15 protein-coding genes are annotated in these 21,908 nt (G+C 72.9%); 11 read left to right on the forward strand and 4 right to left on the reverse strand.

Annotated elements, in window-relative coordinates:
- Window positions 1-24: 24 nt before the first annotated feature.
- The 3 genes from xseA to AC0VY3_RS29300 all read left to right on the forward strand — a co-directional run bounded on the left by xseA (window position 25) and on the right by AC0VY3_RS29300 (window position 2,291).
- On the forward strand, window positions 25-1,254 hold the full coding sequence (xseA, locus tag AC0VY3_RS29290) for an exodeoxyribonuclease VII large subunit (RefSeq protein ID WP_242741303.1): 1,230 nt from the start codon (window positions 25-27) through the stop codon (window positions 1,252-1,254).
- A gap of 62 nt (window positions 1,255-1,316) precedes the next feature.
- Complete coding sequence (locus AC0VY3_RS29295; protein WP_103510006.1) at window positions 1,317-1,559, forward strand: exodeoxyribonuclease VII small subunit; 243 nt, start codon at window positions 1,317-1,319, stop codon at window positions 1,557-1,559.
- A 141-nt stretch (window positions 1,560-1,700) separates the two neighbouring features.
- On the forward strand, window positions 1,701-2,291 hold the full coding sequence (locus tag AC0VY3_RS29300; RefSeq protein ID WP_103510005.1) for a malonic semialdehyde reductase: 591 nt from the start codon (window positions 1,701-1,703) through the stop codon (window positions 2,289-2,291).
- A gap of 121 nt (window positions 2,292-2,412) precedes the next feature.
- Here the strand turns inward: AC0VY3_RS29300 and AC0VY3_RS29305 are convergent, their stop codons facing one another.
- The gene (locus AC0VY3_RS29305) at window positions 2,413-2,961 is read right to left on the reverse strand and encodes a DUF4245 domain-containing protein (protein ID WP_103510004.1); all 549 of its coding nucleotides are present in this window, start codon (window positions 2,959-2,961) and stop codon (window positions 2,413-2,415) included.
- A 157-nt stretch (window positions 2,962-3,118) separates the two neighbouring features.
- Between AC0VY3_RS29305 and glpX the strand changes: the two genes are divergently transcribed.
- Window positions 3,119-4,150, forward strand: coding sequence for a class II fructose-bisphosphatase (gene glpX, locus AC0VY3_RS29310; RefSeq protein WP_103510003.1), 1,032 nt, complete (start codon window positions 3,119-3,121; stop codon window positions 4,148-4,150).
- Window positions 4,151-4,242: 92 nt separating this feature from the next.
- Here glpX and AC0VY3_RS29315 read toward each other — a convergent pair whose 3' ends face one another.
- Both AC0VY3_RS29315 and AC0VY3_RS29320 read right to left on the reverse strand, forming a co-directional pair.
- Window positions 4,243-4,614 carry a WhiB family transcriptional regulator gene (locus tag AC0VY3_RS29315; RefSeq protein ID WP_030580127.1) on the reverse strand — a complete coding sequence of 124 codons (372 nt, stop codon included), beginning with the start codon at window positions 4,612-4,614 and terminating at the stop codon, window positions 4,243-4,245.
- Window positions 4,615-4,806: 192 nt separating this feature from the next.
- Window positions 4,807-5,502 (reverse strand): DUF1707 SHOCT-like domain-containing protein, encoded by a 696-nt coding sequence (locus AC0VY3_RS29320; protein WP_103510002.1) that lies wholly within the window; start codon window positions 5,500-5,502, stop codon window positions 4,807-4,809.
- A gap of 194 nt (window positions 5,503-5,696) precedes the next feature.
- Here AC0VY3_RS29320 and AC0VY3_RS29325 point away from each other — a divergent pair, with 194 nt between their 5' ends.
- Window positions 5,697-7,367: a fumarate hydratase gene (locus AC0VY3_RS29325; protein WP_103510001.1), complete on the forward strand. Its 1,671-nt coding sequence runs from the start codon at window positions 5,697-5,699 to the stop codon at window positions 7,365-7,367.
- A 58-nt stretch (window positions 7,368-7,425) separates the two neighbouring features.
- On the opposite strand, the gene AC0VY3_RS29330 is transcribed toward AC0VY3_RS29325, so the two are convergent.
- Window positions 7,426-8,427, reverse strand: coding sequence for a LuxR C-terminal-related transcriptional regulator (locus AC0VY3_RS29330; protein WP_103510000.1), 1,002 nt, complete (start codon window positions 8,425-8,427; stop codon window positions 7,426-7,428).
- Window positions 8,428-8,647: 220 nt separating this feature from the next.
- Between AC0VY3_RS29330 and AC0VY3_RS29335 the strand changes: the two genes are divergently transcribed.
- The 6 genes from AC0VY3_RS29335 to AC0VY3_RS29360 are packed head-to-tail and all read left to right on the forward strand — an operon-like array spanning window position 8,648 to window position 21,898.
- Window positions 8,648-9,916, forward strand: coding sequence for an MFS transporter (locus AC0VY3_RS29335; RefSeq protein ID WP_475550968.1), 1,269 nt, complete (start codon window positions 8,648-8,650; stop codon window positions 9,914-9,916).
- Window positions 9,861-13,181, forward strand: a complete 3,321-nt coding sequence (locus tag AC0VY3_RS29340) for a type I polyketide synthase (protein ID WP_475550969.1) — start codon at window positions 9,861-9,863, stop codon at window positions 13,179-13,181. The genes AC0VY3_RS29335 and AC0VY3_RS29340 overlap by 56 nt, the downstream gene beginning before the upstream one ends.
- Window positions 13,178-18,925: a MupA/Atu3671 family FMN-dependent luciferase-like monooxygenase gene (locus AC0VY3_RS29345; protein WP_475550970.1), complete on the forward strand. Its 5,748-nt coding sequence runs from the start codon at window positions 13,178-13,180 to the stop codon at window positions 18,923-18,925. The genes AC0VY3_RS29340 and AC0VY3_RS29345 overlap by 4 nt, the downstream gene beginning before the upstream one ends.
- Window positions 18,922-20,223: a M18 family aminopeptidase gene (locus AC0VY3_RS29350; RefSeq protein WP_103508105.1), complete on the forward strand. Its 1,302-nt coding sequence runs from the start codon at window positions 18,922-18,924 to the stop codon at window positions 20,221-20,223. The genes AC0VY3_RS29345 and AC0VY3_RS29350 overlap by 4 nt, the downstream gene beginning before the upstream one ends.
- Window positions 20,224-20,261: 38 nt before the next feature.
- Window positions 20,262-21,005 carry a thioesterase II family protein gene (locus tag AC0VY3_RS29355; protein WP_475550971.1) on the forward strand — a complete coding sequence of 248 codons (744 nt, stop codon included), beginning with the start codon at window positions 20,262-20,264 and terminating at the stop codon, window positions 21,003-21,005.
- A gap of 41 nt (window positions 21,006-21,046) precedes the next feature.
- Window positions 21,047-21,898 (forward strand): mycofactocin-coupled SDR family oxidoreductase, encoded by an 852-nt coding sequence (locus tag AC0VY3_RS29360; RefSeq protein ID WP_475551750.1) that lies wholly within the window; start codon window positions 21,047-21,049, stop codon window positions 21,896-21,898.
- Window positions 21,899-21,908 lie beyond the last annotated feature (10 nt).

Below are 21,908 nucleotides of genomic sequence, written 5' to 3' on the forward strand. Positions count from 1 at the left end.
GTGGCTGCCGATACGCTCGCCCGTATGGCTCTCAACACGTCCGCGGAAGCGCCGCTGCCCGTCGGTGAGGTGTCCCGGCTCATCGGCGGGTGGATCGACCGGCTCGGCGCGATCTGGGTCGAGGGGCAGATCACCCAGCTGTCGCGGCGGCCGGGGGCCGGGGTCGTCTTTCTGACGCTGCGCGATCCGTCCCACGACATCTCGGTGAGCGTGACCTGCTTCCGGCAGGTCTTCGACCGGATCGCCGATGTGGTCACGGAGGGCGCGCGCGTCGTCGTGCTGGCGAAGCCCGAGTGGTACGCGCCCCGGGGCCAGCTGTCGCTGCGGGCCACCGACATACGGCCGGTCGGGATCGGCGAGCTGCTGGTGCGGCTGGAGCAGCTGAAGAAGTCGCTCGCCGCCGAAGGGCTCTTCGCCCTGGACCGCAAGAAGCCGCTGCCCTTCCTGCCGCAGCTCATCGGGCTGGTCTGCGGGCGGGCGTCGGCAGCCGAGCGCGATGTCCTGGAGAACGCCCGCCGCCGCTGGCCCGCCGTGCGCTTCGAGGTCCGTAACACCGCCGTGCAGGGGGTGAACGCGGTCGCCCAGGTGGTGCAGGCGGTCGAGGAGCTGGACGCGCTGGCCGAGGTCGATGTGATCGTGGTGGCCCGGGGCGGCGGCAGCGTCGAGGATCTGCTGCCGTTCTCCGACGAGCAGCTGATCCGGACCGTGGCCGCCTGCCGTACGCCGGTGGTCTCCGCGATCGGCCACGAGCCGGACTCCCCGCTGCTGGACCTGGTCGCCGATCTGCGGGCCTCCACGCCCACGGACGCGGCGAAGAAGGTCGTCCCGGACGTGGGCGAGGAGCTGGAGCGGGTGCAGCAGCTGCGGGACCGGGCGCTGCGGACCGTACGGGGGCTGCTGGACCGGGAGGAGCGGGGGCTCGCGCATGCGCTGGGCCGCCCGGCGATGGAGCGGCCGCAGCGGCTGGTGGACGAGCGCGAGGCGGAGGTGGAGGCGCTGGTCGGGCGCGGCCGGCGGGTGCTGGGCCATCTGCTGGACCGGGCCGACTCCGAGCTGTCGCACACGCTCGCCCGGGTCGTCTCGCTGTCGCCCGCCGCCACGCTGGAGCGGGGGTACGCGGTGCTCCAGCGGCCCGACGGGCATGTGGTGCGCTCCCCCGAGGAGGCCGGTGCGCCCGGCGAGCCGCTGCGGGCGCGGGTGGCGGAGGGTGAGTTCACGGTGCGGGTGGACCGGGACCGTGACGGGGACGGGTGAGCCGGCCGGCGGCCGGGGCCGTGCCCACGATGACGTAACAGCTCACATTTAGGGTGGATCACATGACGGACGACGGTACGGCGGCGACTGCCGCCGCCACGGGCACGCTCGGGTACGAGCAGGCGCGCGACGAGCTGATCGAGGTCGTGCGCCGGCTGGAGGCGGGCGGCACGACGCTGGAGGAGTCGCTGGCCCTGTGGGAGCGGGGCGAGGAGCTGGCGAAGGTGTGCCGGCGCTGGCTGGAGGGCGCCCGCGCCCGGCTGGACGCGGCTCTGGCCCGCCCGGAGGGCACCGACGAGGGCTGAGCCGGGTCCTCGCACGAGGGAGCTGCACTGCGCAATGGATGTGCAATGGATCACCCGTCGCCCTGTTTAGTTGAAAGTTAACCTATCTCTGGCGTACCTTCGGACTCTCCCCACCGTGTTCGTCCGGAAGGTTTGCACCAGATGTCCCTCGTTCTCGACCCCGCCGCCCAGGACCTCCTCTTCCGTGAGGCCCGCACCGCCAACACCTTCACCGACGAGCCGGTGACCGAAGAGCAGGTCCAGGCGATCTACGACCTGGTGAAGTTCGGCCCGACCGCCTTCAACCAGTCGCCGCTGCGCGTCGTCCTGGTCCGCTCCGCCGAGGGTCGCGAGCGCCTGGTGCAGCACATGGCCGAGGGCAACCGCCCGAAGACCGCCACCGCCCCGCTCGTCGCGATCCTGGCCGCCGACAACGAGTTCCACGAGGAGCTCCCTGCGCTGCTCCCGCACTTCCCGCAGGCCAAGGACATGTTCTTCTCGGAGCGCCCGGCCCGCGAGTCCGCCGCCGGCCTCAACGCCGCGCTGCAGGCCGCCTACTTCATCATCGGCATCCGTGCCGCCGGTCTGGCCGCCGGCCCGATGACCGGCTACGACGCCGCGGGCATCCAGAAGGAGTTCCTGGACGGCGACCACACCCCGCTGATGGTCGTCAACATCGGCAAGCCGGGCGAGGACGCCTGGTTCCCGCGCAGCCCGCGCCTCTCCTTCGACGAGGTCGTCACCACCGTCTGAGCCGGCCGCGCCGCTCCCTCGTACGCGAAGGGGCCCCGGAACACCACGTGTTCCGGGGCCCCTTCGCGTATGTGTGTCCAGGAGGCAGGTTACCGGGCCCGGAGGCCGGCCGGCCATCGCGTCAGGAAGCCGGTGTCGCGGGCGGCGTCGTCTTCAGCGCGGCGGCCATCTCGACCAGGCTCTCCTGCGGCGCCGAGCCGGTCACCACCGTGGTGTGGCCCTTCCCGGGCAGCACGAGGGCGTTGTACTTCTCGCCCTCCCAGATCTGCCACTCCCGGCCCGCCACCGTCTCCGTCCGCCCGGTGTTCTCGGCCTTCTGACTGACCTCGGGAACGTACGTGCGCGCGGCGGCGGTGGACTGCTCGACCGCGACGTACTTGCGGTCCGCGTCGAGAAAGCCCAGGTGCCAGGACTTGCCCTCGGCCTCGTCGTACCGGACGGAGGTCGCCTTCCACTTCTCCGGCAGGCCCTCCGGCGCGGCCACCGGGTAGGGGGCGGCGGTGCGTACCGTCGCCAGCTCCACGGTGAAGTCGACCGCCTTGATCGGGTCGGCGTGCTCGTCCTTCGGGATGAAGAGGTATATGACCCCCGCGCAGGCGGCGATCACCAAAGTCGACAGGAACATGTCCCGGACTGTCTGCTTGCCTCGCTTGCTTGCCACGGCATCCATGGTGGCACGCGGCCTGACCCGCCCGGCCGCAGGGTACCGGTCACGACCGGGACACCAAGGCGCTCATGCGTGACCCGCTCTGCTCATTTTATCGACCTACCGATAGAGTCACAGCACCCTCATATCCGGTCGTCGCCGTACAGAAAGGTGCGCTCCGATGTCCGAGCATCATCTGCCGTCCCAACTGGAGGTCTCCCCGGAGGCCCCCGACCGCAACCTGGCCCTGGAGTTGGTCCGGGTCACCGAGGCCGCTGCCATGGCGGCCGGGCGCTGGGTGGGCCGCGGCGACAAGATCGGCGCCGACGGCGCCGCCGTGAAGGCCATGCGGACCCTCGTCTCGACCGTCTCGATGAACGGCGTCGTCGTCATCGGCGAGGGCGAGAAGGACGAAGCCCCCATGCTGTTCAACGGCGAACGGGTCGGCGACGGCACCGGCGCCGAGGTCGACATCGCCGTCGACCCGATCGACGGCACCACGCTCAACGCCAAGGGCATGCCGAACGCCATCGCCGTGCTGGCGGCGGCCGACCGCGGCGCGATGTTCGACCCGTCGGCCGTCTTCTACATGGACAAGCTGGTCACGGGGCCCGAGGCGGCGGACTTCGTCGACATCAACGCCCCCGTGGCGGTGAACATCCGGCGGGTGGCGCGGGCGAAGAACTCCGCGCCCGAGGACGTCACCGTCGTCATCCTCGACCGGCCCCGGCACGAGGGCATCGTCAAGGAGATCCGGGAGACCGGAGCGCGGATCAAGTTCATCTCGGACGGCGATGTCGCGGGCTCGATCATGGCCGCCCGCGAGGGCACCGGCGTCGACCTGCTGATGGGCATCGGCGGAACGCCCGAGGGCATCATCTCGGCCTGCGCCATAAAGTGCCTCGGCGGCGTCATCCAGGGGAAGCTCTGGCCCAAGGACGAGGCGGAGCGGCAGAAGGCGCTGGACGCGGGCCACGACCTGGACCGGGTGCTGTCGACCGACGACCTGGTCAGGGGCGACAACGTGTTCTTCGTGGCGACGGGGATCACCGACGGTGAGCTGATGCGCGGTGTGCGGTACCGCGCGGAGACGGCGACCACCGAGTCGATCGTGATGCGGTCCAAGTCCGGCACGATCCGGTCGATCTCCTCGACCCACCGGCTGTCGAAGCTGCGCGCCTACAGCGCCATCGACTTCGACCGCGCGAAGTAGCCGAGGTCCCGGCGCACACAGGGCAGGCCGGACGCACCGAGGGGGTGCGGGGAGTGCATCGACGCTCCCCGCACCCCCTCCGCGTAGACGCTTCAGCCCGCCGCGGCTATGTGCTCGGCCGTCGACGCGGCCGTGAGCTCGATGTCCCGCCGTCGTCGCCGGGCCAGCGCCACCCGGCGCTCCGCCGCGGTGAGCCCGCCCCACACCCCGTACGGCTCGGGCTGCATCAGGGCGTGCTCCCGGCACTCCACCATAACCGGACACCGGGCGCAGACCCGCTTGGCGGCCTCCTCGCGGGCCAGCCGGGCGGCGGTCGGCTCCTTCGACGGGGCGAAGAACAGGCCCGCCTCGTCACGGCGGCAGGCCGCCTCGGAATGCCAGGGGCCCGCATCGTCCTCCCGAGCGGGGGTCCGCTGGGCCGGAACGGCGGCGACCTGCAGAGGCTGATGCGGCGGTTGCAGCACGGTCTACTCCTGACGACGGCTACGGCTTCGCGAGCGAGAGACGATGCAGCACTCCCTACCCGCTGTGCGTACGCCTATGCACTGAGTGGCACCGGCGCGCGACGCACCGCAATGCGCCCCCGCGGCATTCTGGCCGATTACCGGTTACCGGTTACCGGAGATCGTCAGTCCTGCTGTATATATGGGGCCGATTCAGTGGCCCAGGTGTTTACGCAGCCGCCGCTGGAGATCCGCGACGAACTTTCCGCGCTTCGGCTTCGCCTCCACGCTCCCGAAGACCGCATAGCCGTTCACCACGACGACCGGCGCTTCCGGGTCCGTCGATTCGAGCGACTTCACCTCGAAACCGCCGAACACACCGGTGCCGTTGCCGCGCAGGGAGATGTTCTCCGGGACGCGGACCTCGACGCTGCCGAAGATGGACGTCGCATTGATGACGGTGAAGCGTTGGCCGAAAAGCGCTTCCGTCAGATCGATCTCCACGCTGCCGAAGAGCGCGAAGGCGTTCGTCCGTCCGCCGACCCGCCAACGCCCCTTGCGCACAGAGCTGCTGAAGACCGCGACGAGATTGTCCGCGGGACCCTCCGGAGCCTCGGGGCCGTAGCCGTACGGGCGCGGGCCCGGGTTTTCGGCGGTGGAGCCGGAGGACACGGGCAGGTCCCGGACCAGCGGCTGGAGTTCGCCGACGGTCTTGGCCCGGTAGACCAGGTCGATGCGCTCCGCGTGCTCGTCCGCCGTCAGACGGCCCTCGGCCATCGCTTCCCGCAGGATGTCCGCGGTCCGGTCGCGGTCGGCGTCGGAGGCGCGGATGCCGTCGCCGCCCAGGGCTTCGGCGGGCGGCGGGACGGCCGGCGCGACAGGCTGCTGGGGCTGCTTCTCTAGGTCCACCGGCCCAGCGTACCCAAACGCGATAGATCGCGACTACCCCTCCCACCGGCGTGCCCCGGCCCTCCGGCGGCGTCCGCGGCGGAACGTCCAGGTGAGCCTTACCTCACAGGATCCTCCGGAAGGGGGCGCTCTACCCTGGTGGATGCGCTGCCCGAGGGAGGTCAGCCGCCGTCGCCGAGTGAGGAATGGCCGTCATGGCAGAGTTTGCGTACTCCGATCTGCTCCCCCTGGGAGAGGACACCACGCCGTACCGTCTGGTGACCGCCGAGGGCGTCTCCACCTTCGAGGCCGACGGGCGTACGTTCCTCAAGGTCGCCCCGGAGGCGCTGCGCACGCTGGCCGCCGAGGCGATGCACGACATCTCGCACTATCTGCGCCCGGCCCACCTGGCGCAGCTGCGGCGGATCGTCGACGACCCGGAGGCGTCCTCCAACGACAAGTTCGTGGCACTGGACCTCCTGAAGAACGCGAACATCGCCGCCGCGGGCGTGCTGCCGATGTGCCAGGACACCGGCACGGCGATCGTCATGGGCAAGCGCGGGCAGAACGTGCTCACCGAGGGCGGTGACGAGGAGGCCCTGTCGCACGGAATCTACGACGCGTACACCAAGCTCAACCTGCGCTACTCGCAGATGGCCCCGCTGACCATGTGGGACGAGAAGAACACCGGCTCCAACCTCCCGGCCCAGATCGAGCTGTACGCCACCGACGGCGGCGCGTACAAGTTCCTGTTCATGGCGAAGGGCGGCGGTTCGGCCAACAAGTCGTTCCTCTACCAGGAGACGAAGGCCGTCCTGAACGAGGCCTCCATGATGAAGTTCCTGGAGGAGAAGATCCGCTCGCTGGGGACCGCGGCCTGCCCGCCGTACCACCTGGCGATCGTGGTCGGCGGCACGTCGGCGGAGTTCGCGCTGAAGACCGCGAAGTACGCCTCCGCGCACTACCTCGACGAGCTGCCCGCCGAGGGCTCCCCCACCGGGCACGGCTTCCGGGACAAGGAGCTGGAGGAGAAGGTCTTCGAGCTGACGCAGAAGATCGGGATCGGCGCGCAGTTCGGCGGCAAGTACTTCTGCCACGACGTGCGCGTGGTGCGCCTCCCCCGGCACGGCGCCTCGCTGCCCGTCGCCATCGCCGTGTCCTGCTCGGCGGACCGCCAGGCCACCGCGAAGATCACCGCCGAGGGCGTCTTCCTGGAGCAGCTGGAGAAGGACCCGGCGCGCTTCCTCCCGGACACCACCGACGAGCACCTCGACGAGGCCGGCGGGGACGTCGTGGAGATCGACCTGAACCGGCCGATGGACGAGGTGCTGGCCGAGCTGACGAAGTACCCGGTCAAGACCCGGCTGTCGCTGACCGGCCCGCTGGTCGTGGCCCGTGACATCGCGCACGCCAAGATCAAGGAGCGGCTGGACGCGGGCGAGGAGATGCCGCAGTACCTGAAGGACCACCCGGTGTACTACGCGGGCCCGGCGAAGACGCCCGAGGGGTACGCCTCCGGTTCCTTCGGCCCGACGACGGCCGGCCGGATGGACTCCTACGTCGAGCAGTTCCAGGCGGCGGGCGGCTCGAAGGTGATGCTCGCGAAGGGCAACCGCAGCAAACAGGTCACCGACGCCTGCGGTGCGCACGGCGGCTTCTACCTCGGCTCGATCGGCGGCCCGGCGGCTCGGCTCGCGCAGGACTGCATCAAGAAGGTCGAGGTCGTCGAGTACGAGGAGCTCGGCATGGAGGCGGTCTGGCGGATCGAGGTCGAGGACTTCCCCGCGTTCATCGTCGTCGACGACAAGGGCAACGACTTCTTCACCGAGCCCGCCCCGGCGCCGACGTTCACCAGCATTCCGGTGCGGGGCCCGGGTCTGGCCTGATCCGTAACGCGTACGACAGAGGGGGCTTGCCCGTCCGGGCGGGCCCCTTCGGCGTCCCTCAGTCGTCCAGCAGGCCCGATGTCGCGACCAGATAGCCCAGCTGCGCCCGGCTGTTGCTGCCCAGCTGCTCGGAGACCTTGCGCATGTGCTCGGCGACGCTGCGGCGGCTCATGCCGATCCGGCGGGCGATGGAGGCGTCCGTCTCGCCGTTGACGACGGCCTGGAGGATGGCGCGCTGGAGGTCGGAGGTGACGACGGGGGTGCGCAGCGGGGCGCGTTCGGGGCGGACCGGGACCGCGCGGGACCACGCCTCGTCGAAGTGGCGGACCAGGAAGCGGACCAGGGACGGGTGCTGGACTCGCAGGGCGCTGTCGGGTTCGTCGGAGAACGGGATGAAGGCGAGGTCCCGGTCGAAGACGATGAACCGGTCCATGACCTCGGGCAGCGTCCTGATCTCGGCGCCCTCGGCGGTCACCTGCTCGATGTACGCGAGCGTGGTGCGGTCCGAGCGGACGGTGTGCTGGTAGAGGGTGCGCTGCCGGATGCCGCGGCGCAGGTTGCCCAGGTCGCGCGGGAGCGACTCCTGAAGGATGTGGGCCGGGCGGCCGCCGCCGGGATGGGCGGTGCGGACCTCGGTGCGGCAGCCGCTGACCCCGGCGTCCAGGGCCTTGCTGATGACGGCCTGGCCGGAAAGCCGGGTGAGGGCGGGTCGTTCCTGCCGGTGCATCTCGGCGTAGAGGCCCTCGAAGGCGGCGAGGGTGGCGCGGGCGGAGCGCAGGGTGCGGCGCTGCTCGACGATCGCCTCCTCGATCGGGGCGAGGGCGGCGAACGAGGCGGTCTCCGGCGGTACGGGGATGAGGTCGCCGGGCGACTCCTGGTCGGCCACCATCAGATGCAGGGAGCGCAGGCAGCGGGGCGCGGCACCGGCCGGGAGGCTGCCCTCCGTCAGCGCACGGCGATAGGCCGCGAGCGCCGCCTCGCAGGGTTGTTCCGGTATCGACCGGTCCGAGGGTGATTTACGGCAATCACATACCGGTGAGGGGGAATGATCGTCCTTCACAAGGATGCAGATTACCTTTGTGCAATCGGCAGCACTCCGCCCGGCGCCCGCGCTCGACGAGTATGTGCGGGTGACATCAGGAATCGACGAAGCGGACGGGCCGAAGGCGAACGGGGCGGGCGGCGGTGGAGGGAAGGACCGCGACACCGCGGTCTCCGAGCGCCGTTTTCGATTCCTCGTCGCCGGATACGCGGTGTCTTCCTATGGCACATTCCTGAATATGGTGGCGCTCAATCTCTTCGTCTACGAGACGACGGGCCGGGCGCTGGCCATGGGGCTGTTCATGGCGGTGCGGCTCGCCTCCGGATTCGTCGCCGGTCTGGTCGTGGGCGGTCTGCTCGCCCGGTTCAGCGCGAAAAGCATCATGCTGTGGGCGAATGTCGGACAGGGCTCCGTGATGCTGGTGCTCATCCTGGCGCCGGAGAGTCTGGTGACCGGGGCGCTGATGGCCGTCTCGGTGGTGATCGGGGCGTGCGGGACGCTGTTCATGGTGGCGTTGCGCAGTTCGATCCCGGAGATGGTCGGCGAGGACCGCAGGGCCTGGGCCAACTCCCTTTCGATCACCGGCCGTTCGCTGGCCATGGTGGCGGGGTTCGCCTCGGCGGGCGTGGTGGTGTCCCTCGTCGGGTACACCGCCGCCTTCCTGCTCGACATGGCGACGTTCGTGGTCTGCGCGGTCACGGTCGCCCTGCTGCCGATCGCGGGCGGCAAGGGGGCGGCGAGCGCGGTCGGGGCGCCCGCCGCCGAGAAGGCCGGGAAGAGCGAGAAGGCACAGAGGAGTGGGAAGGGCGGGCCGCGGTGGCGGCCCGTGGCCTTCCTCGCGCTCGCCGCCGCGCCCGGCCTGGGCCTGATGGTGGCCCTGCGCGGGGTCGACGCGTTCGGTTCCTCGTCCCACAACGCGGCGCTGCCGATCTACTCCACCTCGCTGGACGCGTCGAATCCGGCGGTGTTCGTCAGTGCGTTCTGGTGTGTGTGGGCACTCGGCAACATCGGCGCCCAGCAGGTGATCCAGCGGTACGCGCAGCGCACCGGACGCTCCGTGGGGGCGCTCGGATTCGGCTACGGCACGGTGGTGATGTCGGCGGCGTTCATCGCGGCGTTCGCCGGGTTCCCGCTGGCGGTGACGGCGGTGATCGCGCTGATCGCGGGGGCCGCGGACGGTCTCACCGAGGTCGCGTACACCTCGCATCTCCAAACACTTCCGGCCACCTTGCGTGGTCACGCCTTCGGTCTTTCGGCCACTTTCGAGAACCTCGGTTTCGGCGTCGGCATGATCCTGGTGGCGGCGGCCCTCGACCGGTTCTCCCCGCTGGCCGTGGTGGGCTGGTCCCACGGCGCCGCCATCGTCGTCGCCGTGGTGTTCCTGCTGAGGGTGGCGGGGCTGCGGCGGGCGGAGCGTACGGGGCGGGCGGGGCTGCGAAAGGAAGAAGCCGTTGAGGGACGACCGGATCGCGTTGATCGGGACGGCGCTGAGGTTTCCCGGGGCTGACACCCCCGAGGCGTACTGGCGCGACATCCGGACCGGGACCGGGCGCGTACACCGGTTCACCCGGGCCGAGTTCGCCGCGGCTGGCATTCCGGCGGCGGAGTACGGGCGGCCGGGGTTCGGCGGGGCGAGCGGGCTCCTGACCGGGGTGGACGGCTTCGACGCCGGGTTCTTCGGGATGAGCGGGCGCGAGGCGGAACTCACCGATCCGCAGCAGCGGCTGTTCCTGGAGTGCTGCTTCCACGCCCTGGAGGACGGGGGTTACGCGGCCGGCGAGAAGGCCTACGCGGGTGGCGGGGACCGCTGCGCGGGCGGCGGTGACGGCGGCTCCGTACGGATCGGGGTGTACGGCAGCTCCGGCTACCGCCTCTACTCGCTGCACAGCTATCTCGCAGCGAACCTGGCGGCGGAGGCCGGCTCGGGCGACTGGATGACCGCCAAGCAGGTCCAGGTCGGCAACTACACCGATTTCACCGCCACCCGGGCCGCCTTCCGGCTCGGTCTGACGGGTCCGGCGCTCACCGTGTCGACGGCCTGTTCCAGCGCCCTGGTCTCGGTCCACCTGGCCTGCCAGGCGCTGCGCGCCGGGGACGCGGACCTGATGCTGGTGGGCTCGGCCGCCCTGCATCTGCCACAGGTCAGCGGCCATGTCCCGGTGAAGGGCTCCACGCTCTCGCCCACCGGCACGGTCCGGGCGTTCGACGCGGGCGCGGACGGCACGGTCGGCGGGAACGGGGCGGCCGCCGTCCTCCTCAAACCGCTGGAGAGGGCGCTGGCCGACGGCGACACCGTGCACGCGGTGATCCTGGGCTCGGCGGTCACCAACGACGGCGCGGACAAAGGGGGGTTCGCCGCGCCCGGGGTCGCCGGGCAGCGGGACGCGGTGCTCGGGGCGCTGCGCGCGGCGGACGTGGACGCGGCGTCGATCGGCTATGTGGAGGCGCACGGCACGGGCACGCTGAAGGGCGACCCGATCGAGTTCGCCGCCCTGACCGAGGCGTTCCGCGCGCACACCGACCGGACCGGCTTCTGCGCCCTCGGCTCGACCAAGCCCGCCATCGGCCATCTGGACAGCGCGGCGGGGCTCGCCGGACTGATCAAGGCGGTGGAGGTGCTGCGGCACGGGGTGGTCCCGCCGCTGGTGAACCACTCCCGGCCCAACCCAGCGCTGGCGCTGGACGACAGCCCGTTCCTGCTGCCGGTACGGGAGCGGGCCTGGCCGCTGGCGGGGGTGCGGCGAGCCGGTGTGCACTCCATCGGCATGGGCGGTACGAACGCCCATGTGATCCTGGAACAGGCGCCGGAGGCAGAGCCCGTGTCCGCCGCACCGACGGCGGCTCCCGTGCCCGCGCTGCTGCCGCTCTCGGCCGCGGACGGGGACGCGCTGCGGGCGTACGCCGTCGCCCTGCGGGACCATCTGGCGGGCGGGGCCCGCCCCTCCCCCGCCGATCTGCTGACCACGGCCGCGCTCGGGCGGCGGCTGCTGCCGCACCGGCTGGTCGTCACGGCCGAGGACCCGGTGGCCGGGCTCGACGCGTTTCTGGCCGGGGCGCCGGCGGGCGAGGCGTACACGACCGGCGTCGCCGGTTCCGTACGGCGGCCGACGTTCCTGTTCAGCGGCCAGGGCGGCGGGCGTCCGGGCATGGGCGCGGAACTCGCCGCGCGTTTCCCGGTGGTGGCCGAGGTGCTGGAGACCTGCGCCCGGGTGTACGCGGAGGAGACCGGGCGGGACGACTTCCTGGACCGGATCGTCGGCGGGCAGGGGCCCGAGCGGTGGGACACCGCCTTCGCCCAGCCCGCCCTGTTCGCCCTCCAGATCGCCCAGGCCCGGATGTGGGAACGGCTCGGGATCACCGCGGCCCGGGTGGCCGGGCACAGCGTCGGCGCGTACGCGGCACTGTGCGTGGCCGGGGGGCTGGACACCGAGGACGCGATGCGGCTGGTGTGCGGGCGCGGGCGGCTGATGCAGGAGCGGTCGGCCCCGGGCGCGATGGTCTCCGCCTTCGTCCCCCGGAGCCGGGTGCGGGAGCTGCTGGCCGCCGTCCCCGGGCTGGAGCTCGCCGTGGTCAACGACGCGGGCCACCATGTGCTGGGCGGCCCTCCGGGAGCGGTGGAAGCGGCGAAGGTCCTGCTGGCGGCCCGGGGTGAGGCGTACGAGCCGCTGGCGGTGGACCGGGCGTTCCACACGGCGCTGCTCGACCCGGCGCTGGAGGAGTTCCAGGTGCTGGCCGACAAGGTGGAACTCCGGCCGCTGCACACGGAGTTCGTCGACGGCATCGACGGCACGGTGCGCCCCGCCGGGTGGCGGCCGGATGCCGCGTACCTGGTCGCCCAGGCCCGCCGAACGGCCGACTTCGCCGCCGTCCTGGACCGGCTGGCCGGACCGCCGTCGACCGAACCCCCGCCGGACGGATCCTCCTCGCCAAAAGCCGCGCCGCTGCTGGAGCTGGGCCCGTCCGCCGTGCTGACGGGGATGGTCCGCCGGTCGCTGCCGGACGCGGTCTGCGTACCGACACGGCAGTGGGAGCGGGCGGTGGCCGCGCTGCACTGCGCCGGGGCCGGGGTGGACTGGGCCGCGCTGCTCGACGGCTGCGGCGGCCGGCGCGTCCGGCTGCCCACGTACCCCTTCCAGCGCCGCTCCCACTGGAGGGGCCCGGCCCCCTACATGCCCCCGGCGCCCGTCGCGCCACCCACACCGCGTACACCGCTCACGGAGGACCGCATGACCGAACAGGCCGTATTGGACAGGGTGCTGGAGCTGACCGCGCGCCATCTCGGGCACCGGCCCGACGAGGTGGCCGCCGACCGCACCTTCGTCGGCCTCGGCGCGGACTCGCTCCAGCTCATCGGGATGGTACGGCAGTTGGAGGCCGAGTTCGGCACGGAGATCAGCATGCGGGAGATCCTGGAGGAGGCGGGCACGCCCCGGCTGACGGCCGAGCTGATAGCCGGGCGGAGGGCTCCCGCGATATCCGCAAGCGCGGAGCAGGTGGCTGCTCCTGCGCCTGCGCCTGCGCCTGCGCCTGCGCCTGCGCCTGCGCCTGCGCCTGCCACAGACGTACCGCCGCCCACGTCCGTGCCTGTCACCCCGGTGCCCGTGCCCGCCTCCGAGCCCGCGCCCGACGAGCCCGTGTACGCCACCCGGGCCGAGGTCGCCGCGCTCTCCGAGCAGATACGTCAACTGGCCGAGACCCAGGCCGCGATGCTCACCCAGCTCTCCGAGGCCGTCGCGCTGCTGACCGCCCGCACCGGGACGGAGACGCGATGAGCGTGACGAGCGCGACCATGCGTGCGTCCGCCGACGCCGTGGCCAGAGCGGCGGAGCTGTCCCGCAGGCTCACCGACCAGCTCGCCGAGGCCCGGGGCCGGGCCCCGGCGGAAAAGGCCGGACCGGCCGCCGCCGAGACCGCGCACGGCCCCCGTCTCGTCGTCGACGCGGCGGGCGGAATGGCCGGGGCGGGGGCCGACGCGGCGCAGCGGGCCCACACCGCCTCCCTGATCCGCCGGTTCACCGAGCGCACCCGCACCTCCAAGGGGCTGGCCCAGAAGCACCGTTCGGTGCTCGCCGACAGCCGGGCCGTCGTGGGGTTCCGGGACGCCACCAAGGAGATGCTGTACCCGGTCGCGGCCCGCTCCGCGCACGGCTCCCGGCTGGTCGACGTGGACGGCAACCCGTACACCGACATCACCATGGGCTTCGGCGCGCTGCTCCTCGGCCATGAGGCGGAGCCCGTCACCGAGGCCGTGCGCCGCCATCTCGCCGACGGGCTGCGCTTCGGCCCCCGGTCCCCCGACACCGGCGAGGCGGCGGCCCTGCTCGCCTCGCTGACCGGCATGGAACGGGTCGCCTTCGCCTCGTCCGGCACGGAGGCGAACTCGGCGGCGATCCGGCTGGCGCGGGCCGCGACCGGGCGCGACAAGGTCGTCATGTTCCGGGGCTCGTACCACGGGCACATCGACTCCGTCCTCGGCCGCCCCGGCGGCCCGGGGCAGCACGCCGTGCCCGTGTCCCGGGGCATCCCGGACAGCGCGGTGGCGGAGCTGATCGTGCTGGAGTACGGGAGCACGGAGGCCCTGGAGACGATCGACGCCCTCGGGGACACGATCGCCGCCGTGCTCGTCGAGCCCGTGCAGTGCCGCAACCCGGGCCTGCGGCCGGTGGAGTTCGTGCGATCGCTGCGTGAACTCACCGCCCGCCGGGGCATCGTGCTGCTCTTCGACGAGATGCTGACCGGGCTCCGCCCCCATCAGCGGGGCGCGCAGGAGCACTTCGGCGTGGTGCCGGACCTCGCCACGTACGGCAAGGCGCTCGGCTCCGGCTTCCCGATCGGCGCGGTGGCGGGGCGGGCGGATCTGCTCGACGGGGTGGACGGCGGGTTCTGGCGGTACGGGGAGCCGGGCGGGCCCGCACGCGAGACCACGTTCATCGGCGGCACGTACATGCAGCACCCGCTGTCGATGGCGGCGGCCCGCGCGGTCCTCACTCACCTCGCCGAGCAGGGGCCCGGGCTCCAGAGCGGACTGAACGCCCGCACGCAGGCGCTCGCGGACCGGCTCAACGCCTTCTTCCGCGACGAGGAATTCCCGCTGGAACTCACCCACTTCGGGTCGATGTTCCGCTTCAAGCACCGCGCCGACCTGGAGTTGCTCTACCACCACCTCCAACTCCGCGGTGTGTACGTATGGGAGTGGCGCAGCTTCTATCTCTCCACCGCCCACACGGAGGAGGACGTCAACCGGGTCGCGGAGGCGGTGGAGGGCTCGCTGCGGGAGCTGCGCGACGGCGGCTTCTTCCCTCGGTCCACCCGCCCTGCGGCGTCCGTGCGGCAGCCCGAAGCGGCGCGTCCGGCACCCGACTTCGGCCTCTACTTCTTCGGTGACTACCCGGAGTCCACCGGGGCCGCCGAGGCGTCCGGGGCGGCCGGGGCCGGTACTCCGGAGGCGTACGACACCCTCTTCGAGACCGCGCGCTTCGCCGACGAGCACGGCTTCTCCTCGCTCTGGCTGCCCGAGCGGCACTTCGACTCCTTCGGCGGGATCTTCCCGAACCCGTCCGTGCTCGCCGCCGCCGTGGCCCGGGAGACCGGACGTGTCCGGATCAACGCGGGCTCGGTCGTCCTTCCGCTGCACGATCCGGTGCGGGTCGCCGAGGAGTGGTCGGTGGTCGACAACCTCTCCGGCGGCCGGGTCGGCATCGGCTGCGCCACCGGCTGGCACGCCCGGGACTTCGCCCTGCACCCGGACCGCTTCGCGGACCGGCGGCGGATCGCCTTCGACCACCTCGACGACGTGCGCCGGCTGTGGCGCGGGGAGGCGGTGCGGCGGCGCACGGGCGAGGGCGCGGAGGCGGAGATCCGGATCCGCCCGCGTCCGGTGCAGGAGGAGCCGCCGTTCTTCCTGGCCACCTCCGGGCAGCGCGCGTCGTACGAGGACGCGGCCCGGCGCAGCCTCGGCGTCGTCACCAACCTCATGAGCCAGAGCGTGGACGAGCTGGCCGCGAACATCGCGCACTACCGGCGTACGCGGGCGTCGTGCGGGCTCGACCCGGCGGCCGGGCGGGTGACGGTGCTGGTGCACACGTATCTCGGCGACGACCACGCCACCGCGCGGGCCGAGGCGCTGGAGCCGATGGTGCGCTACCTGCGGTCCTCGCTGCTGATGCGTTCGGCGGCCACGGCCGCGGGGCAGCGGCGCGAGGACGTGGCGGCGGCGAGCGAGGAGGACCTGGACTATCTGTTCCGCCGGGCCTACGACCGCTACTGCGACCAGCGGGCCCTGATCGGTACGCCCGCGAGCGTCGCGCCGTTCGTCGACGCGCTGCACGGGGCGGGCGTGGACGAGATCGCCGCGCTGGTCGACTTCGGGATGGACCGCGAGCGGCTGCGGTCGGGGCTGGAACACCTGGACCTGCTGCGCCGCCGGACGCAGGAGCGGGACGCGCGGGGGCCTGAGGCCCGGGAGCGGCAGGCCCTGGAGCGGCAGGCCCGGGAGCAGGAGGCCCGGGACCTGGGCACTCCGGACCTGGGCACGCCGAGCCCGGACACGCCGGACCGGAACACCGTCGCGCCCGCCACCTCGGCGCAGCGGCGGCTGTGGCTGGCCGCGCAGTTGATGGCGAACCCGGCGGCGTACAACGAGACCCAGGCCGTACGGCTGCGCGGGCCGCTGGACGTGCCGGCGCTGCGGGCGGCGGTCGACGGGCTGGTCGAGCGGCACGCGGGGCTCCGTACGGTCTTCCGGGGCGAGGTGGAGGCAGGCGTCGTCCAGGTCGTCCGGGAAGGGCTCCGGATCCCGCTGACGGTCACCGACGCCGGAGGGCAGGACGCCGGCCGGGCGATCGGGGCGCTGCTCTCCGAGGAGAGCGGCCGGGCCTACGACCTGGCCGAGGGGCCGCTGTTCACCCCCCGGCTGCTCCGGCTGGCCGAGGACGACCATGTCCTGGTCCTCGGCATGCACCACATCATCACGGACGCCCACTCGGCGGCGCTGGTCGCCGGTGACCTCCGGGAGCTGTACACGGCGGCCCGCGCCGGACGCCCGCCGGTCTTCGAGCGGCCCGCCGGGACGACCGTCGGGGCCCCCGAGCCCGCGTACGACCCGGCCGACCTGACCTGGTGGCGCGAGCTGCTGGCCGAGGGCCCGCCGGTGCCGGCCCTGCCGACGGACCGGCCGCGCGGCCGCCGGGTGGCAGGGCGCGGCGGGGCGGTGGCCCGGACGGTGGGCCGGGAGCGGACGGAGAGGCTGCGGGAGTGGAGCGGCGAGCAGGGGGTGACCCTGTTCGCCACGCTGTGCACGGCCTGGCAGCTGGTGCTGCGACGGCGGTCGGGGCAGGACGCGTTCCTGCTGGGCACGACGTTCGGGCGGCGACGGCCGGAGACGGCGGACGCGGTCGGCTTCCATGTGGCGCTGCTGCCGTTGCCGCTGTCCGCCACGGACGAGACCCCGCCGGCGCAGGCCGTACGGAACACCGGCCGGGCGCTGTTCGCGGCGGACGAGCACAGCGGGGTGGACCTGGACGCGCTGCTGGCCGCCGTCCGTCCGGACCCGGGGAATCCGCGGCCGCTGGTGACGGTTTCGGTCGATCTGGACCGCGCGGCGCTGGCCGGAATCGAACTGCCCGGGCTGCGTACGGAGGAGGTGGCGGCCGGAACGGAGTCGGCGCCGCTGGAGCTGGCGCTGATGGCCACCCAGCGCCGTGACGGGGGCCTGCGGCTGCGGCTGCGCCACGACGCGGACCTGTTCGACGCGGCGACGGCGGAGGGGTACCTCGCGGAGCTGGACGAACAGCTGGACGCACTGACGGTCCCGCGGGCGGACGTGCCGGCGGACCGGAAGGCGGACCCGGGCACGGATCAGCAGGTCGCGGCGGCCCCCGGGGCCGCCACCACCGCCGCCCTCCTCCGAGAGGTCTGGGAGTCCGTCCTCGACGTGCGCGACGCTCCGGCCGACGGCAACTTCTTCGACCTGGGAGGCAATTCGATCGCCGCGATCCGCCTCGTGAACCGGGTCCGGGACACGCTCGGCGTCGACTACCCGCTGGCGGACTTCTTCGCCGACGCCACCCTGCGGGCCATGACCGAGCAACTGGCGGGCGAGGATCCCCTGGCGGCGGAAGCGGCCGTCGTCGACCGCGCCCCCGTCAGCGACCAGCAGGCCCGGATGATCGCCGGGCACCACATCATGCCCGACCCCGCCGTCTGGAACGTACCGACGCGGATCACGTTCACCGGGGCGCTGGATCCGGCGGCCCTGCGGTCCGCCGTCTCCGAGGTGATCGCCCGGCACGACGCGCTGCGGACCCGGTTCACGCAGGAGGGGGCGCCGGACGGGCCGTGGTGGCAGGAGGTGCTGGCGGCGGAGCCGGTGCCCTTGCCGGTGGAGGATCTGACCGGGCTGCCGGCCGCCGAGCGGCGCCCCCGGGCGGACGCCCTGTGCCGGGCGGACGCGGCGGCCCCCTTCGACCTGGGCCGGTCGCTGCGACCCCGGCTGCGGCTGCTGCGGGTCGAGGAGGACCGCTGGGAGCTGATGTTCGTCCTGCACCACGTGTGCGCCGACGGCTGGTCGCTGTCCGTGCTGCTCGCGGAGATCGCGGCGCTGTACACGGCGGCCGCCGCGGGCGTCCCGCACGGTCTGCCCGAACCGGCGATGCAGGCGCCCGGATACGCCCGGTGGCAGCGGGAGCACCACGATCCCGGGGCCGAGGCGGAGCGGGCCGCGTTCTGCGCGCGCTATCTGGACGGGGTGCCGTCCGCCGTGCACGTACCGACCGACCGGCCGCGTCCGCAGAAGCTGAGCGGGCACGGGGACACGGTGCGCGGGCTCGCGTCGGGTGCGGTGCGGAAGGCGGTGGAGGAGCTGGCGGCCGAGCGGCGCACCACTCCGTTCGCGGTCGCGGCGGCGGCTCTCGGGGTGTTTCTGACCCGGCTGTCGGGCGAGGAGGACACCTTGCTGAGCGTGCCGTACGCGAACCGGGAGGGCACCGCCTCGGAGTCGCTCGTGGCGATGACGTCCACCGCGGTGATGGTCCGCGTACGACTGGATTCAGCCAATCTTGACGAGAGTTGCGCGGAGCTGGCGGTCCGTACGGGCACGGGTGCGCTCGGCGCCATGGCGCATGTGCTGCCCACCGCCCGCATCATGCAGGCGATGCGGGACGCGGGCGCTGTCAGCGTCCCCGACCGGGTGCCGCACGTCCTGGCGTTCCAGAACTCCGTCGACACGGACATCGAGATACCCGGGCTCCGGGTCGAGGTGGCCGATCTGGCACCGCCGCTTTCCCGCAGCGAGCTGTGCTTCGGGCTTGCGCCGCGACGTGACGCCGCGAAGGGTTATCGAACGTTCCTGGAATTCTCCACCGACCTGTGGAACCACTCGACCGCCCACGACCTTCTCGCGTCGTACACCGATCTGCTCGCGGAGTTCTGCGCCCGGCCCGACCGGCCGGTGCGGGAACTCCTCGCGGAGCCACCCTCTCAGTCACTGCCGAACACCGGAAAGGCGGACGCCGTATGACTCCGGCCCCCCACCGCAGCCACACCGACGACCTGCTCGCCTTCATCGCCGCCAGCCCCTCCCCCTACCATGTGGTGGCCAGTGCGGCCCAGCGTCTGGAGAAGGCCGGGTTCCGCGAACTGCGCGGCACGGACGACTGGACGGGTGCGACCGGCGGCTGCTTCGTCAGCCGTGCCGGGGCGCTGATCGCCTGGTACGTCCCCGAGGGCGCGCCCGCCCACACCCCGTTCCGGATCGTCGGCACCCACACCGACTCGCCGAACCTGCGGATCAAGCCCGCACCGGACACCGGGGCTTCGGGCTGGCGGCAGATCGGGGTGGAGATCTACGGCGGGGTTCCGCTGAACACCTGGCTCGACCGCGATCTGGGCATCTCCGGCCGGCTCGCCCTGCGCGGCCCCGACGGCACCCCGCGCGGCCGCCTCGTCCAGATCGACGAACCCCTGCTGCGGGTACCGCAGTTGGCCATCCACCTGGACCGTGCGGTGAACGAGGGCGTGGCGCTGGACCGGCAGCGCCACATCGCGCCGATCTGGGCGCTGGGCGAACCGCGGGAGGGCGAGCTGCTGCGCCGGGTCGCGGCGGCCGCCGGGGAGGACCCGGCGGACGTGCTCGGCTGGGACCTGATGCTGCACGACATCCAGCCGCCCGGATACCTGGGCGTGGACCGGGAGTTCGTCGTGGCGTCCCGGCTGGACAACCAGGTCTCCGTGCACGCGGGCGTGACCGCGCTGGTGGACGCGGCGACGGGGGCCACGCAGCCGTCCTTCGTCCCGGTGCTGGCCGCCTTCGACCACGAGGAGGTCGGCAGCGGTTCCGAGACGGGTGCGCAGAGCCCGCTGCTGGAGCGGATCCTGTCGCGGTCGGTGTCAGCGCGCGGCGGCAACGACGAGGACTGGTCGCGGGCGCTGGCGGGCGCGTTCTGCGTCTCCGCCGACATGGCGCACGCGGTGCACCCGAACTACTCCGAGCGGCACGACCCCGACCACCGCCCGCTGCCCAACGACGGCCCGACGGTCAAGGTCAACGTCAACCAGCGGTACGCCACCGACTCCACCGGCATCGCGGTGTTCACGGCGGCCGCCGAGCGGGCCGGGGCGCCCTGGCAGCCGTTCGTCTCCAACAACGCGATGCCCTGCGGTACGTCGATCGGGCCGCTCACGGCGGCCCGCCTCGGCGTCACCACGGTGGACGTCGGGGTGCCGGGTCTTTCCATGCACTCGGCGCGCGAGCTGTGCGGGGTGCGCGACCCGGGCTATCTCGCCGCGGTCCTCACCACGATCATGGTCGGGGACTGACCGAACTCCGGTAGCAGAGAAAGAGAACAGGAACGACCGTGGCCGACGAAGAGACCGTCCTCATCTGCCTGCCCTTCGCCGGGGCGGGCCCCTCCTTCTTCACGCCCTGGCAGAAGGTGGCGCCGGAGGGTCTGCGGATCCTCCCGGTGTCCCTGCCGGGCCGTGAGAAGCGGTTCCCCGAGCCGGCGTACACCTCGGCGGCCCCGGCCGTCGACGACGCGTACGCGCAGGTGACGGCGGCGCTGGGCGCGGAGGGCGGGGGCGGCGGCCCGGTCGTGCTGTTCGGGCACAGCATGGGTGCGGTGCTCGCGTTCGAACTGGCGCACCGGATCGAGCAGTCGGGCGGGGCCGGCGGGACGATCCGGCCGGCCGCTCTCGTCGTCAGCGGCGCGCCCGGCCCCTGGACTCCGCGCACGGACCGGGCGGACGGGCTGCCGGACGAGGAGTTCGCCGCCCGGGTCCGGGCGTTCGCCGGGTACGACCACCCGGCGCTGGCGGACCCGGAGATGCGGGAGCTGCTGCTGCCGACGCTCCGGGCGGACGTCCGGCTCCACGAGTCGTACACCCCGTCCACGGACCGGCCGCTGGGCGTGCCGGTGATCTCGGTCCGGGGGCGGGAGGACACCCTGGTCGGGGCGGCGGAGGCGGCCGAGTGGGGCCGGGCGACGACGGAGAAGCTGACGGTGGCCGAGCCGGCCGGCGGGCACATGTATCTCACCGAGCGGCCGGGCGAGCTGCTGGAACTGGTGGCCGCCGAGGTCCGCGCGGCGAGGAGCCGGTGACGGGCAAAGGCGCGGGCCCCGTGGCGGACGGTAGGGATCCGGTGAGCGGCGCGAGCGCGGGGGGCGGGGGGAAGCTCGTCGGGCGGACCGCGCTGGTCACAGGGGCGGCGCGCGGTCTCGGCCGGGCCTGTGCGCTGGCCCTCGCCGGTGAGGGTGCGGATCTGGTGCTGCTGGATGTGGCGGGCGAGCTGCCCGGGGTGCCGTATCCGCTCGGCTCGGCCTCGCAGCTCGCGCACACCGCGCGCCTCTGCCGGGAGGCCGGGTCCGCCGTACTGACGCGGCAGGCCGACGTCCGGGACCTGGCGGCGCTGGAGTCGGTGGCGGACGCGGCCGAGGAGCGCTTCGGCCGGATCGATGTACTGGTCAACAACGCGGGGATCGCCGCCCCTTCGGGCCGTCCCGCGCACGAGATCACCGAGGCCGAGTGGCAGCTGATGATCGATGTGGACCTGGGCGGTGCGTGGCGGGCGATCCGTGCGGTGGGCGGCCGGATGGTCGCTCAGGGGTCCGGTTCGATCGTCAACATCGCCTCGACGGCGGGTCTGGTGGGCTACCGGCACTTCGCGGGGTACGTCGCGGCCAAGCACGGTCTGGTGGGCCTCACCAAGGCGGTGGCCCTGGACTACGCGCCGCGCAGGGTCCGGGTCAACGCGGTGTGTCCGGGCTCGGTGCGGGACGACGAGGCGATGGAGGGCCGGATGCTGGCGGAGATCGCCCGCTCGCTGGAGGTGCCGGTCGCCGAGCACGAGACGGCCTTCGTCCGGGACCAGCCGATGAACGCGCTGGTGGAGCCGGGCGATGTGGCGGAGGCGGTGCTCTGGCTGGCCTCGGACGCGTCCCGGCAGGTGACCGGCAGCGTGGTCACCGTGGACGGCGGGTTCACCGCCCGCTGACAGCCGTCTT

It is taken from the genome of Streptomyces sp. iso_384 (assembly GCF_056172905.1).

What these genes read in the sequence shown, in the direction of transcription:
- AC0VY3_RS29325 (WP_103510001.1), top strand. Translation starts at nt 5,697, where the DNA reads ATGGCAGAGTTTGCGTACTCCGATCTGCTCCCCCTGGGAGAGGACACC.
- AC0VY3_RS29305 (WP_103510004.1), bottom strand. Translation starts at nt 2,961, where the DNA reads ATGGATGCCGTGGCAAGCAAGCGAGGCAAGCAGACAGTCCGGGACATG.
- xseA (WP_242741303.1), top strand. Translation starts at nt 25, where the DNA reads ATGGCTCTCAACACGTCCGCGGAAGCGCCGCTGCCCGTCGGTGAGGTG.
- AC0VY3_RS29295 (WP_103510006.1), top strand. Translation starts at nt 1,317, where the DNA reads ATGACGGACGACGGTACGGCGGCGACTGCCGCCGCCACGGGCACGCTC.
- AC0VY3_RS29300 (WP_103510005.1), top strand. Translation starts at nt 1,701, where the DNA reads ATGTCCCTCGTTCTCGACCCCGCCGCCCAGGACCTCCTCTTCCGTGAG.
- glpX (WP_103510003.1), top strand. Translation starts at nt 3,119, where the DNA reads ATGTCCGAGCATCATCTGCCGTCCCAACTGGAGGTCTCCCCGGAGGCC.
- AC0VY3_RS29335 (WP_475550968.1), top strand. Translation starts at nt 8,648, where the DNA reads ATGGTGGCGCTCAATCTCTTCGTCTACGAGACGACGGGCCGGGCGCTG.
- AC0VY3_RS29345 (WP_475550970.1), top strand. Translation starts at nt 13,178, where the DNA reads ATGAGCGTGACGAGCGCGACCATGCGTGCGTCCGCCGACGCCGTGGCC.
- AC0VY3_RS29350 (WP_103508105.1), top strand. Translation starts at nt 18,922, where the DNA reads ATGACTCCGGCCCCCCACCGCAGCCACACCGACGACCTGCTCGCCTTC.